Origin of the sequence: Streptomyces luteogriseus (assembly GCF_014205055.1) — a bacterium.
In the GTDB taxonomy this organism is placed as follows: Bacteria; Actinomycetota; Actinomycetes; order Streptomycetales; family Streptomycetaceae; genus Streptomyces; species Streptomyces luteogriseus.
Genome location: NZ_JACHMS010000001.1, coordinates 3,510,466 through 3,522,988 on the forward strand (window position 1 = coordinate 3,510,466; position 12,523 = coordinate 3,522,988).

A 12,523-nucleotide genomic window follows, 5' to 3' on the forward strand; every position below is an offset into this window, starting at 1 on the left:
ATCATCCCGGGGACGTCGGCCCGCGCCCACGCCCTCCCGGGCTCTCGGCCTCGCCCGGGCGGGAGTGGCTCCCTGTCGGCGTTGCCGTCGGCCGCCGGCTCCGGTCCGCGCGGGGGCATCCAGGTGCCCCCGCTCTCCGACCCTCGCCGGAGGCCGCGCGTCGAAGCCGACCCGATCCGAAGGACAGGCCCTAGCGCACCAGACCCCACCGGAAGCCGAGCGCCACGGCATGGGCCCGGTCCGAGGCGCCCAGCTTCTTGAACAGGCGCCGGGCGTGCGTCTTGACGGTGTCCTCGGAGAGGAACAGCTCGCGGCCGATCTCGGCGTTCGAGCGGCCGTGGCTCATGCCTTCGAGGACCTGGATCTCACGCGCCGTGAGCGTGGGCGCCGCGCCCATCTCGGCCGAGCGCAGCCGACGCGGGGCGAGCCGCCAGGTCGGGTCGGCCAGGGCCTGGGTCACCGTCGCGCGCAGTTCCGCGCGGGAGGCGTCCTTGTGCAGATAGCCGCGGGCACCGGCGGCGACCGCGAGGGCCACGCCGTCCAGGTCCTCGGCGACGGTGAGCATGATGATGCGCGCACCGGGGTCCGCGGACAGCAGCCGCCGGACCGTCTCGACGCCGCCCAGTCCGGGCATGCGTACGTCCATCAGAATCAGGTCCGAGCGGTCGGCCCCCCAGCGGCGGAGGACTTCCTCGCCGTTGGCCGCCGTCGTCACGCGCTCTACGCCGGGCACGGTCGCGACCGCGCGACGGAGCGCCTCTCGGGCAAGCGGGGAGTCGTCACAGACGAGGACGGATGTCATGACCGCCCTCCGCAGCTGATGCGCGTCACCTTGAGCCTCCAGGCTGGTACGAAATCGTCACCTGTGCGGTCGACCGTCTCGGACACCCGTCCGAGCGCTTGTTCCTTCAACCGCCTCGCACTCTCAACGACGGTCACTCGAAAGAGTTACGGGGGTGGCTGCCATCTTCGGCACTCTACGTGAGGGGGCGGACACGGTGCAGATATGCGCAGCGGACCCTCGAACTTTCATCACAACCTATGCCCCATTCAGACCCATTTCTTCCGCTTTGCCAGTGTCTGGAGCTAGATTCGCAATGAGTCATATTTTCATCTCCTTAGATCGTAGTTGTACGGTCGTAGACACCGGATCCGCCCAAAACGGCTACAAGGGGTCACGTAATGGCAGATTTCTCCCGCCTTCCCGGACCGAACGCGGACCTGTGGGACTGGCAGCTGCTGGCTGCCTGTCGCGGGGTGGACAGCTCGCTGTTCTTCCATCCGGAGGGTGAGCGCGGTGCGGCGAGGAGCGCTCGTGAGAACTCGGCCAAAGAGGTCTGCATGAGGTGCCCGGTACGCGCCGAGTGCGCTGCCCATGCCCTGGCGGTGCGCGAGCCGTACGGCGTGTGGGGCGGGCTGACCGAGGACGAGCGCGAAGAGCTCATGGGGCGGGCGCGCAACCGGCTGGTGTCGGCGTCGGCATCGGGCGGGCACACCGCCTCGAACAACTGAAGGAACGTTTCTTCGAACGGGCACGCGCACGCGTGCCGTTGGTTTTTGACGCGGGTGGGCCGCTACTGGCGGCGGGCGGCCCGGGTCAGCTGGTCGAGGGTCGCGGCCACGGCCGGGACCTGCGCGAGGTCGGGCAGGGTGAGCGCGACGATCTCCCGCCGCACCGCCGGTTCGAGGCGCACGGTGCGCACCCCCCGGGGCCGTACCGACTCGACGGCCAGCTGGGGCAGCACCGCCACGCCCAGACCGGCGCCGACCAGCCCGACGACGGCCGGATAGTCGTCGGTGGCGAAGTCGATGCGCGGGGTGAACCCGGCCGCCGCGCACACCTCGACCAGCTGTCCGCGGCAGCGCGGGCAGCCCGCGATCCACGGCTCCTCGGTGAGCTCGCCGATGTCGACGGACTCCGCGCCGGCGAGCCGGTGCCGCTCCGGCACGAGCGCGACGAGCCGGTCCGACAGCAGCGGCCGTACGACGAGGTCGTCCCACTCCTCCGCGCCCGCCGCCCCCTCGTATCGGAAGGCGAGCGCCACGTCGCAGTCGCCCTCGCGCAGCAGGCCCACGGAGGCGGGCGGCTCGGCCTCCTCCAGGGAGACGCGGGTGCCGGGGTGCGCCTCGCGCAGCGCGGCCAGCGCCGTGGGGACCAGGGTGGAGCTGCCGCTGGGGAAGGAGACGAGCCGGACCCGGCCCGCACGCAGCCCGGCGATGGCGGCGACCTCCTCCTCCGCGGCCGTGAGCCCGGCGAGAATCCCGGAGGCGTGCCGCACCAGGGCCTCACCGGCCTGGGTCAGGCGCATCTCACGACCCGTGCGGATCAGCAGCGGCGTACCGACGGAGGTTTCCAGGGCCTTCATCTGCTGGCTGACGGCGGGCTGGGTGCAGCCCAGTTCGCGGCCCGCGGCGGAGAAGGAGCCGGTGGTCGCGACGGCGCGCAGGACGCGGAGATGACGAGCTTCGATCACCCTTCGAGGATAAGCGACCCTTTGATGAAGATGCGAATAATGCGTCGACGCTTTGGGGTGCTGTCGCCTACCGTGCGGTGCATGAAGCTTCTGTCTGTGAATCTGGGCCGTGCCGAGGCTGTGCCCTACGCGGACGCCCCGGGGGGCGTGACCGGGATCGACAAGCGGCCGGTGGACGGGCCGGTGCGGGTGTCCGCGCCCGGGCCCAAGGGCATCGGCGGGAGCGGGCTGGCCGGTGACGCGGTGTGCAAGCTGGAGCACCACGGCGGCGACGACCAGGCGGTGTACGCCATGGCCCGCGAGGACATGGACGAGTGGGAGCGCGAGCTGGGCCGGACGCTGGCCGACGGCGCGTTCGGCGAGAACCTCACGACCCGTGGGCTGGACGTGTCCGGTGCCCTGATCGGCGAGCGCTGGCGGGTCGGGCCCGAGGTAGTGCTGGAGGTCACCTCCGGGCGGATTCCGTGCCGCACGTTCCAGGGCCACATGGACGAGAAGGGCTGGGTGAAGCGGTTCACGCAGCGGGGGGCGCCAGGGGCGTATCTGCGGGTGATCGTGCCCGGGGAGATCCGTGCGGGCGATGCCGTCGAGATCGTGCACCGGCCCGGGCACGAGGTGACCGTGGCCCTGCAGTTCCGGGCGGTGACGACCGAGCGGACGCTGCTGCCGCGGCTGCTGGCGGCGGGCGAGGCCCTGCACCCGGAACTGCTGCGGACGGCGCGGGAGTACAAGGAGAGGTACGGGGCCTGACCGCCGCTCACCACGCCCGTCTCCACCGACCCTTCACCACGGACGGCCCCACGGCGAAGCGGATGCACGCAGTCCAGGTCACTAACCTTCTGCCATGACAACGGCTCTGATTACGGGATCGACGGCAGGCATCGGGGCCGCGTTCGCGCGGCGACTGGCGGCCGACGGGCACAACCTGGTGCTGGTGGCCCGCGACACCAAGCGGCTGAGGGAACAGGCGACCGAGCTGCACGACCGGCACGGCATCGAGGCAGAGGTCCTGACGGCCGACCTGGCCGAGGACAAGGGGATCGAGGCGGTGGCCGGACGCCTCGGTGACCGCAGGAATCCCGTCGACCTCCTGATCAACAACGCCGGATTCGGCAACAAGGGCCGCTACCTGGACGTCTCGATGGCCGACGAGCTGCGCATGCTGAAGGTGCACTGCGAGGCGGTGCTGCGGCTGACGTCGGCGGCGACCGAGGCCATGCGCGAGCGGGGCCGGGGCGGCGTGGTCAACGTCGCGTCGGTGGCCGCCTTCGTCCCCCGGGGCACCTACGGCGCGTCCAAGGCCTGGGTCGTGCAGTTCACCCAGGGCGCGGCACGCGACCTGGCCGGCAGCGGCGTACGGCTGATGGCGCTCTGCCCGGGGTTCGTGCGCACCGAGTTCCACGACCGGGCCGGGATGGGCACCGACAACATCCCGGGCTGGATGTGGCTCGACGCGGACAAGCTGGTGGCGGCGGCGCTGCACGATCTGGCGCGCGGCAAGACGCTGTCCGTCCCCGACCCGCGCTACAAGGCGCTGATGGGTGCGGCGAAGCTGGTGCCGCGCGGGATGCTCGGGGCCGTTTCCTCCAGGACGGGACGGAAGTACGGGCCGCAGTAGGCGCGCGTCGGCCGGCTCCTCTTCTACGCCATGAGCCGAGAGGCACCCGGGCATTCCCCTTGGGACAATGGAACGGTTCACCCGGACCCAGGGGGGCCGGAGGCGAGGCCATGACCTTCGTACAGCTCATCGAATGCAGGACCAGCCGGCTCGACGAGATGAACCTGCTGATGGACCGGTGGGTCGAGCAGACCAAGGGGAAGCGGACCGCGTCGCACAGTGTGGTGGCGAAGGACCGGGCCGATGCCTCGCACATCGTGGAGATCGTGGAGTTCCCGTCGTACGAGGAGGCGATGCGCAACTCCGGGCTGCCGGAGACCGACCGGATCTTCCAGGACATGGTGGCGCTCTGCGAGGGGCCGCCGACCTTCACGGACCTGGACGTGGTGCGGGACGAGCAGCTGTACGCGGCCACCGCGCGCAGGTTCTTCGAGCTCGCGCCCGGCCAGGGGAGCGCTCCGCCGTTCAACGACGTGTTCATCGAGGACTACCACGACCACGACCCCGCCAATGTGCAGGACGTGATCGGGCTGGACGCGCTCCGGCGCGAGGTGGAGGTGTGGCGGGGCGGGTTCGACTTCTCCTTCACCATCGAGGACCAGATGGCCCAGGGCGACCGGGTATGCACAAGGTGGACCTTCCGTGGCCGCCACACCGGCGAGTTCCTGGGCATCCCGCCGACCGGTCAGGAGGTCACCATGACCGGGACGACCGTCCACCGCTGCACCCCGGACGGGAAGATCGCCGAGGGCTGGTGGCAGTACGACCGGCTGGGGCTGATGCAGCAGCTCGGGGCGCTGGATCCCGCGGAGCTCTGACCACCCGCCGCTCCCTCGGCCGACGGACTCGCTCCGCGCCCCTCTTCGCCGTCACGATGCCGATGATCGATGTGTGGGCGGACCTGCCGTTCGCCCAGCGGCCGTCGGGAGGTCGCGGGGATGATGTCGAGACAGGTCGCCACGAAGCTGCCGCAGAAGGCACTCACCGCGCATCCGGTGTTGTCGTTGACACCTGGCAAGATGCGCGCCATGGCATCGAGAGGTGACAGCGACGAGGCGTACGTGGTGGGCCTGTGCAACCGCGTGCTCGGCGAAGAGGCCTTGACCCAGCACCGGTTCGACTGGCTGCTGGGCGACCCGGGGGCCGGGGGCCGGCAGGTCAGGCTGCCTGTCGACGCGTACTGACCCGGCCATCGACTCGTGGTGGAGTACCGGGAGCTCCAGCACGACCAGCCGGTGCCGCACTTCGACAAGCCGGACCGGCTCACCGTGAGCGGTGTCCACCGGGGCGAGCAGCGGGCCCTGTACGACGCCCGCCGCCACACCGAGATCCCCGCTCACGGATTGCGGCTGATCGTGGTCCGGCCCGCCGACCTCGACTCGGACCGACGTGGGCGGCTGCGGCGCGACGAGGAGGCCGACCTGGCGGCGCTGCGGAAAATCCTGGCCCGGGACAGCGACGAGGACCGGGTCACCGACGCCTTCCGCGCCTGGCTGCTCGGCGAGGGGTGGACACCCGTCGAGCCCACGGACCGCTGGAGCGACCTCGAAGCCGTGCGCGGCGAGGATCGGCTGATCTGCGAGGCCAAGGGCCGCACCGACGACAAGGGCGTCGACGCCGACATCGCCTACGGGCAGTTGCTGCGCCGCATGACGAGCCGGGCTCCCCGGACACGGTACGCACTCGTCGTACCGTCCTCGTCCGTGACGGCCGTGGAGCGGGTGCCGGCCCATGTGCGCGAACTTCTGCGGATCGACGTGTACGAGGTGACGGACGACAACGGAGTGCGCCGGCTGCGCGCCTGATCCACCGCGCCGCGGCCCGCGCCGAACCGCGCCGCCCTCTGGCTGCGCGGGCGGTGGTTCCTCATGGTGTCGCACCACCTGGCGGGCACGGCCGGCGTCGACGAGGCACTGCTCGGCGGGTACGGGCGCTCTGAGGACGCGGAGCGGAGGGCCGCGGGACGGCTAGTCGCCCCCGCCACCGCCTCCTCCGTCTCCGCCGCCATCACTGCCGCCCCCGCCCCCGTCTCCGCCGTCTCCGCCGTCCCCACCGTCGCTGCCCCAGCCGTCGCCTCCGCCGGGTTCGTTGTCGTCGCGGTCCCTGCCGAGGTTGCTGAACCAGGGGCGCTCCCAGAGTTCGTCGTCCGTCTCCCGGCGGGACCTCACGGCACGGAACCGGGCCAGGCCCGTCGTGTCGCCGAGGCCGAAGGACACGGCGACCGCGTGGGCCATGACGGCGTCCAGGGGGTCGGGGCTCTCGTGGTGCACGTCGGCCAGCGGCAGCAGCACCGTGCCGGGCGGAGGGCCGGGCCGTCGTGAGGGCCGGGTCAGCAGCGCGACGCGCCGGTCGTCGCGCAGCAGCCACGAGCTCTCGGCGTTCTCGCGGCGCAGTGTCCAGTGCCGGTCGGACAGCCGGATCTCGACGCTGCTCTTGGACTTGCGCATCTTCTTGCGCAGTTCGAGGCGTGCGGTGACGTCACCGACGGTCATGACCAGGCCGCCTGCACGGTCGGCGGCGTCGGGGCGATATCCCCACGGTGCCCGGAGCCGTACGGCGGGCGCGTGCGGACCCCAGACGTCCACGCGAACCAGGCGCCGGTCCACGGCGACGGCGACCGGCCCGGCGGGCCCCGGCGCACAGCGGCGTGCGATCCACAGCGGCACGCCCTCCGCCCGGGCCCGCGCGGCGAGCGCGGCCACCTGGTCCGCCCCGCCGCACCTGCGGACGGCGAGTTCGCCGAGTGCCCGGGCGAAGTCGGCGGTGCGGCGCACCTTCAGGGGCGTGGTGGTGCCGGTCACGCGGGTGACCGGGACGATGCCCGGGCCCTCCACGAGCGACTCCAGGGGGCGTTCGGCACCGCCGCCCCCCAGCCAGTGTCCGCGCAGATACGCCTCGGCCATGGCGCCCAGGTTCAGCTCGTCCAGCGGTGTGGTCCGACCGCCCCTGCGCAGCCGGTCCTCGGTGAGTTCCGCGGTGCGCGCCAGCGGATTCCGGGACCGTTCCTCGTAGAGCACCTGGCTCATCGCAACCCCCTTCTGCTCCGGTATTCAGGAGGCCGGGAACGGTCGCGGCGGTTCCCTTCACGGGCGGGCGCAACGGCGAAGGCCCGGCGCCCCGTTTCCGGGGTGCCGGGCCTTCACTCGGTGTCTGGCGACCTTACGTCGTCAGGCGTGAGGTGTGAGCCTCAGTGGGAGTGGCCGTGGCTGTGACCACCGGCGGCCGGCTCCTCCTCTTCCTTCTTCTCGACGACCAGGGTCTCGGTCGTGAGGAGGAGGGAGGCGATGGAGGCGGCGTTCTCCAGGGCGGAGCGGGTGACCTTCACCGGGTCGATGACGCCGGCCTTGACCAGGTCGCCGTACTCACCGGTCGCGGCGTTGAAGCCCTGGCCCTTGTCGAGTTCGGCGACCTTGGAGGTGATGACGTAACCCTCCAGGCCGGCGTTCTCGGCGATCCAGCGCAGCGGCTCGACGGCGGCCTTGCGGACGACCGCGACACCCGTGGCCTCGTCGCCGGTCTTGCCGAGGTTGCCCTCGAGGACCTTGACGGCGTGGACCAGCGCGGAGCCACCACCGGAGACGATGCCCTCCTCGACCGCGGCGCGGGTCGCGGAGATGGCGTCCTCCAGACGGTGCTTGCGCTCCTTGAGCTCGACCTCGGTGGCGGCACCGACGCGGATGACGCACACGCCGCCGGCCAGCTTCGCGAGGCGCTCCTGGAGCTTCTCGCGGTCCCAGTCGGAGTCGGTGGACTCGATCTCGGCCTTGATCTGGGCGACGCGGCCCTGCACGTCGTCCTTGTTGCCGGCGCCGTCGACGACCGTGGTGTCGTCCTTGGTGACGGTGACGCGGCGGGCGGAACCGAGGACGTCCAGACCGACCTGGTCGAGCTTGAGGCCGACCTCCTCGGAGACGACCGTGGCGCCGGTGAGGACGGCCAGGTCCTGCAGCATCGCCTTGCGGCGGTCGCCGAAGCCGGGGGCCTTCACGGCGACGGCGTTGAAGGTGCCGCGGATCTTGTTCACGACGAGGGTCGACAGGGCCTCGCCCTCGACGTCCTCGGCGATGATCAGCAGCGGCTTGGAGGCGTTGGACTGGATGACCTTCTCCAGCAGCGGCAGCAGATCCGCGATGGCGGAGATCTTGCCCTGCGTGATGAGGATGTACGGGTCGTCCAGGACGGCTTCCATGCGCTCCTGGTCCGTCACGAAGTACGGCGACAGGTAGCCCTTGTCGAAGGCCATGCCCTCGGTGAAGTCCAGCTCCAGACCGAAGGTGTTGGACTCCTCGACGGTGATGACACCGTCCTTGCCGACCTTGTCCATGGCCTCGGCGATGAGCTCGCCGACCTGGCTGTCCTGGGCGGACAGGCCGGCGACGGCGGCGATGTCGGACTTCTCGTCGATCGGCCGGGCGGTCGCCAGGAGCTCCTCGGAGACCGCGGCGACGGCCGCGTCGATGCCCTTCTTCAGGGCGGCCGGGGAGGCACCGGCGGCGACGTTCTTGAGGCCCTCGCGCACGAGCGCCTGGGCGAGCACGGTGGCGGTGGTCGTACCGTCACCCGCGATGTCGTTGGTCTTGGTCGCCACCTCCTTCACCAGCTGGGCACCGAGGTTCTCGTACGGGTCCTCGACCTCGACCTCACGGGCGATGGTCACACCGTCGTTGGTGATGGTGGGAGCGCCGAACTTCTTGTCGATGACGACGTTGCGGCCCTTGGGGCCGATCGTCACCTTGACCGTGTCGGCAAGCTTGTTGACGCCGCGCTCGAGGGCGCGACGGGCGTCCTCGTCGAACTTCAGGATCTTCGCCATGGGAGCGTGAGCCCTCTTCCGGAATCTGGGGTAACGGCAACTGCGCCCCGGGCGCCCGGCTCTTGTCGATCGCGGGGGCCAGGGGCGCAGTTCAAAGCAACGTGCTTGGGGTGAATTACTTCTCGACGATCGCGAGCACGTCGCGGGCCGAGAGGACGAGGTACTCCTCGCCGTTGTACTTCACCTCGGTGCCGCCGTACTTGCTGTAGAGCACGACGTCGCCGACGGAGACGTCGAGCGGAAGACGGTTGCCGTCCTCGAAGCGGCCCGGGCCCACGGCCAGGACGACGCCCTCCTGGGGCTTCTCCTTGGCAGTGTCCGGGATGACCAGGCCAGAGGCGGTGGTCTGCTCGGCGTCGAGCGGCTGGACCACAATGCGGTCCTCGAGCGGCTTGATGGCAACCTTGGAGCTGGTGGTCGTCACGATCCGACCTCCCCCTTCGGAGATCTCACGGGGTTAACTGTCTGAGGTGGCGACCAGGTGGATCCGTCGTCGCGGGTGCCGGACCTGCCCGTCGCTGTGTTGGCACTCTCCTAGGAGGAGTGCCAGAGCCGAGACTATGACTGCGATTAGCACTCGGTCAAGCGGACTGCTAATTGCCGGCGGCGCGTCGGCCGGGTGTTCTCCACGGACGGCGCTCCAGGCGGTCCTCCAGGTGGCCCTACAAGTGGTCTTCCAGGTGGTCCTCCAGCCGCCCCACCCGAAGCCCCCTCCGCTCGATCTCGCGCAGCAGCCGCCCGGTCCGTTCCGTCAGGCTCGGGGACATCGACTCCCCCGCCGGCACCGAGACGATGTCGCCGGCGCGCAGGGCGGGCTCGCCCCGGGTGTAGGTCAGTTCGCCGTCGGCGGTCAGGGACGCGCGCCACAGGACGACCGCCGTGATGCCGCAGTCGGCCGCCGCGCGCAGGGTCGTCCGGTCGTAGGTGCCGTAGGGCGGGCGGAAGAGGCGGGGGCTGACGCCGAAGCGGGAGCGGAGCTTGTGCTGCTGGCCGCAGATCTCGGCGCGCTGGCCGGCGTAGGGCAGGCCGCGCAGGGCGGGGTGGTCCAGGGTGTGGTTCTGGATGGACGCGCCGACCGCGCGCAGCCGGGCGAAGTGGCCGTAGCCGGGGCCCACGACGCTGTCCGTGAGGAACATGCTGACGGGGAGGCGCCGTTCGCGGACGAGGCCGACGAAGCGGGGGTCGCGTTCGGCGCCGTCGTCGTAGGTGAGGAAGACGACGGGTTCGCGGGTGGGGACATGGTCCACGACGGGCGGCAGGGAGCCGGGGGCGCTCACCGCGCGGGGCGGGTCCTGGGCGCGGCCGTCGGAGGCCTCCGGCCGCTCCCCCGCGCCTCCGGCGCAGCCGGCCAGCAGGACCGCACAGAACAGGGCGGCGACCGGCCGCCTCACAGGTAGTCCTCCAGCCGCCCGACCGCGTACCCCTGGGCCGTCACCTTGTTCAGGAAACGGCGGATCATGTCGGTCATGGTTCCCTTCCACTGGTCGCGGCCCCGGAAGTGGGTGAGGACGATGTCGCCCCGGCGCAGCTTGCGATCCCCCTCGCGGTACTCCCAGTGGTCGGCGAAGACCTCCTCGTTCCACAGGGGCGCGTACGTGATGCCGCAGGTCCTGGCGGCGCGCAGGGTCGCCCGGTCGTAGCTGCCGTAGGGCGGGCGGAAGAGGGTGGGGCGCTTGCCGAACTGCCTCTCCATGTAGCGCTGCATCCCGCAGATCTCGCGCTTCTGCGCCCGGTAGGACATGCCCCGCAGGTTGGGGTGGTGGAGGGTGTGGTTGTTCAGGACCACACCCTTGGACTGCATCCTCCGGAAGTAGCGGGTGTCGTCCTTGATCAGGTAGCCGCTGAGGAAGGCGGTGTACGGGACGTCCAGGTCGCCCATCATCCGCAGGAACGCGGGGTCCTTCTCGGCGCCGTCGTCGATGGTGAGGAAGACGACCTTGTCCCGGGTGGGGACCCGGGTGAAGACGGGCGGCAGGTCCAGCTCCCGGTGGCCCTTCACCTCGAAGCCCTCGCGGGTCCTGATCCTGGGCTTGTGCGCGGGGGCCGGCGGGGCGGCCCGGGGGACCTTGCGCAGGCCCCAGCGGTGCGCGGCGGCGACCCGGGCGGCGTGCGCGGCGCGCAGCTTGGTGGCGTAGGAGTCGAGCGCGCGGGCCGGGGGCGCGTCGAGGGGCTGCTGGCCACCCGCCGGGGTGACCTGGTCGGTGCCGCCGTCCTGCGCGCAGCCGGAGGCGATGGCGGCGAGGACGAGCACGGCGAGGCCGATCCGCACACCCGCGGACCTCTGCCCCAATGCCCGGCTTTTGTCATTTTGTACGACTGCTCGCATGGTGCCGGATCCTCGCAGCCGCCCCCCGTCGGTCCCGGCCCGACACCGCGACCGGCGCCCCGCCTTCCACCGACTGGCCCACAAGCCACCCGCCCGCCGCCGTGGCCGACAATGAACCGGTGAACGACCTCGCTCCCCTCCTCACCCCCGAAGGCCGCGCCCTCCTCGACGAGGTGCGGGACACCGACCCGGCGCAGGAGTTGGCCGTCGCGACCCGGCTGCGCCGCGAGCACCCCGCCGAGCTGGTGTCGGCGGCGCTCGGGCAGGCGCGGCTGCGGCAGCGGGCGGTGGTGAAGTTCGGGGCCGAGGACGCGGGCCGGATGTTCTTCACGCCGAACGGCGTCGAGCAGTCGACCCGGGCGAGCGTGGCGGCCTACCGGGCCCGGCGCATGGCCGAGGCGGGCATCACCTCGGTCGCCGACCTGTGCTGCGGCATCGGCGGGGACGCGATCGCGCTGGCCCGCGCCGGGATCCGGGTGCTGGCCGTGGACCGGGACCCGCAGACGGCCGCGGCGGCCCGGGCGAACGCCGACGCGCTGGGCCTTTCGGGCCTCGTCGAGGTGCGCGAGGCGGATGTCACGGACGTGGACACGGCCGGTTTCGACGCCGTGTTCGTCGACCCCGCCCGACGCGGCGGCCGCGGCCGGATCTTCGACCCCGAGGCCTATTCACCGCCCCTGTCCTGGGCGGTCTCCGCGGCCCGCCGGGCCCCTCGCGGCGCCGCGCTGAAGGTCGCCCCCGGCATCCCGCACGAGGCGGTCCCCGAGGACGCCGAGGCCGAGTGGATCTCCGACGGCGGGGACGTCAAGGAGGCCGTGCTGTGGTTCGGCACCGAGCCCGGGGCGGTGCGCGCGACCCTCCTGCCGGGCCCCCGCACCCTGCTCTCCCGCGGCCTGCCCGACCCGGAGGTCCGCCCGCCCGGCCGCTACCTCTACGAGCCCGACGGCGCCGTCATCCGCGCCCACCTGGTCGCCGAGGTGGCCGACCGGGTGGGCGGCGGGCTGCTCGACGCGACCATCGCGTACGTCACGGCCGACGCCCTGCACCCGACGCCGTACGCCACCGCCTACGAGATCACCGACCATCTGCCCTTCAACGTCAAGAAGCTGAAGGCGCTGCTGCGGGAGCGGCGGGTCGGCACGCTGACCGTGAAGAAGCGGGGCTCGGCGGTCGAACCGGAGGAGCTCCGCAGGAAGGTCAAGCCGCAGGGCCCGAACGCGGCCACGGTGTTCCTGACCCGGGTCGCGGGGGCACCGGCGATGCTCATCGGGCACCCCGTCCGGGCGTAGCCG

The 12,523-nt window shown here is 71.7% G+C and carries 14 protein-coding genes; 7 read left to right on the forward strand and 7 right to left on the reverse strand.

Annotated elements, in window-relative coordinates; all coding sequences use genetic code 11:
• Positions 1-190 precede the first annotated feature (190 nt).
• A complete protein-coding gene (locus BJ965_RS15065; protein WP_003948568.1) occupies positions 191-802 on the reverse strand; it encodes a response regulator transcription factor in 612 nt (203 codons plus the stop codon).
• Between the two features lie 380 nt (positions 803-1,182).
• Between BJ965_RS15065 and BJ965_RS15070 the strand changes: the two genes are divergently transcribed.
• Positions 1,183-1,512, forward strand: coding sequence for a WhiB family transcriptional regulator (locus BJ965_RS15070; protein WP_004927066.1), 330 nt, complete (start codon positions 1,183-1,185; stop codon positions 1,510-1,512).
• A 62-nt stretch (positions 1,513-1,574) separates the two neighbouring features.
• Here the strand turns inward: BJ965_RS15070 and BJ965_RS15075 are convergent, their stop codons facing one another.
• A complete protein-coding gene (locus BJ965_RS15075; protein ID WP_184909116.1) occupies positions 1,575-2,474 on the reverse strand; it encodes a LysR family transcriptional regulator in 900 nt (299 codons plus the stop codon).
• Between the two features lie 81 nt (positions 2,475-2,555).
• On the opposite strand from BJ965_RS15075, the gene BJ965_RS15080 reads away from it, so the two are divergent.
• The 5 genes from BJ965_RS15080 to BJ965_RS15095 all read left to right on the forward strand — a co-directional run bounded on the left by BJ965_RS15080 (position 2,556) and on the right by BJ965_RS15095 (position 5,897).
• Positions 2,556-3,224 (forward strand): MOSC domain-containing protein, encoded by a 669-nt coding sequence (locus BJ965_RS15080; RefSeq protein ID WP_184909117.1) that lies wholly within the window; start codon positions 2,556-2,558, stop codon positions 3,222-3,224.
• 94 nt (positions 3,225-3,318) lie between these two features.
• Positions 3,319-4,092, forward strand: a complete 774-nt coding sequence (locus BJ965_RS15085) for an SDR family NAD(P)-dependent oxidoreductase (RefSeq protein WP_184909118.1) — start codon at positions 3,319-3,321, stop codon at positions 4,090-4,092.
• A gap of 110 nt (positions 4,093-4,202) precedes the next feature.
• On the forward strand, positions 4,203-4,910 hold the full coding sequence (locus tag BJ965_RS15090; RefSeq protein ID WP_184909119.1) for an ester cyclase: 708 nt from the start codon (positions 4,203-4,205) through the stop codon (positions 4,908-4,910).
• Between the two features lie 210 nt (positions 4,911-5,120).
• The gene (locus tag BJ965_RS39335) at positions 5,121-5,276 is read left to right on the forward strand and encodes a hypothetical protein (protein ID WP_246545902.1); all 156 of its coding nucleotides are present in this window, start codon (positions 5,121-5,123) and stop codon (positions 5,274-5,276) included.
• A 15-nt stretch (positions 5,277-5,291) separates the two neighbouring features.
• Positions 5,292-5,897 (forward strand): hypothetical protein, encoded by a 606-nt coding sequence (locus BJ965_RS15095; RefSeq protein WP_246545903.1) that lies wholly within the window; start codon positions 5,292-5,294, stop codon positions 5,895-5,897.
• Positions 5,898-6,059: 162 nt separating this feature from the next.
• Here the strand turns inward: BJ965_RS15095 and BJ965_RS15100 are convergent, their stop codons facing one another.
• The 5 genes from BJ965_RS15100 to BJ965_RS15120 form a co-directional block, all read right to left on the reverse strand.
• On the reverse strand, positions 6,060-7,118 hold the full coding sequence (locus BJ965_RS15100) for a hypothetical protein (protein ID WP_184909120.1): 1,059 nt from the start codon (positions 7,116-7,118) through the stop codon (positions 6,060-6,062).
• A 161-nt stretch (positions 7,119-7,279) separates the two neighbouring features.
• On the reverse strand, positions 7,280-8,905 hold the full coding sequence (gene groL / locus BJ965_RS15105) for a chaperonin GroEL (protein WP_184909121.1): 1,626 nt from the start codon (positions 8,903-8,905) through the stop codon (positions 7,280-7,282).
• A gap of 115 nt (positions 8,906-9,020) precedes the next feature.
• Positions 9,021-9,329, reverse strand: coding sequence for a co-chaperone GroES (gene groES, locus BJ965_RS15110; RefSeq protein WP_003974211.1), 309 nt, complete (start codon positions 9,327-9,329; stop codon positions 9,021-9,023).
• Between the two features lie 238 nt (positions 9,330-9,567).
• On the reverse strand, positions 9,568-10,296 hold the full coding sequence (locus tag BJ965_RS15115; RefSeq protein WP_184909122.1) for a polysaccharide deacetylase family protein: 729 nt from the start codon (positions 10,294-10,296) through the stop codon (positions 9,568-9,570).
• Positions 10,293-11,174, reverse strand: a complete 882-nt coding sequence (locus BJ965_RS15120) for a polysaccharide deacetylase family protein (RefSeq protein WP_313666874.1) — start codon at positions 11,172-11,174, stop codon at positions 10,293-10,295. The genes BJ965_RS15115 and BJ965_RS15120 overlap by 4 nt, the downstream gene beginning before the upstream one ends.
• Positions 11,175-11,350: 176 nt before the next feature.
• On the opposite strand from BJ965_RS15120, the gene BJ965_RS15125 reads away from it, so the two are divergent.
• A complete protein-coding gene (locus tag BJ965_RS15125) occupies positions 11,351-12,520 on the forward strand; it encodes a THUMP-like domain-containing protein (RefSeq protein ID WP_184909124.1) in 1,170 nt (389 codons plus the stop codon).
• Positions 12,521-12,523: the final 3 nt, after the last annotated feature.

Excerpts from the sequence above, each read along its gene's own strand:
- BJ965_RS15065 (WP_003948568.1), bottom strand. The coding sequence starts at position 802 with ATGACATCCGTCCTCGTCTGTGACGACTCCCCGCTTGCCCGAGAGGCG.
- BJ965_RS15085 (WP_184909118.1), top strand. The coding sequence starts at position 3,319 with ATGACAACGGCTCTGATTACGGGATCGACGGCAGGCATCGGGGCCGCG.
- BJ965_RS15100 (WP_184909120.1), bottom strand. The coding sequence starts at position 7,118 with ATGAGCCAGGTGCTCTACGAGGAACGGTCCCGGAATCCGCTGGCGCGC.
- BJ965_RS15090 (WP_184909119.1), top strand. The coding sequence starts at position 4,203 with ATGACCTTCGTACAGCTCATCGAATGCAGGACCAGCCGGCTCGACGAG.
- BJ965_RS39335 (WP_246545902.1), top strand. The coding sequence starts at position 5,121 with ATGGCATCGAGAGGTGACAGCGACGAGGCGTACGTGGTGGGCCTGTGC.
- BJ965_RS15070 (WP_004927066.1), top strand. The coding sequence starts at position 1,183 with ATGGCAGATTTCTCCCGCCTTCCCGGACCGAACGCGGACCTGTGGGAC.
- groL (WP_184909121.1), bottom strand. The coding sequence starts at position 8,905 with ATGGCGAAGATCCTGAAGTTCGACGAGGACGCCCGTCGCGCCCTCGAG.
- BJ965_RS15080 (WP_184909117.1), top strand. The coding sequence starts at position 2,556 with ATGAAGCTTCTGTCTGTGAATCTGGGCCGTGCCGAGGCTGTGCCCTAC.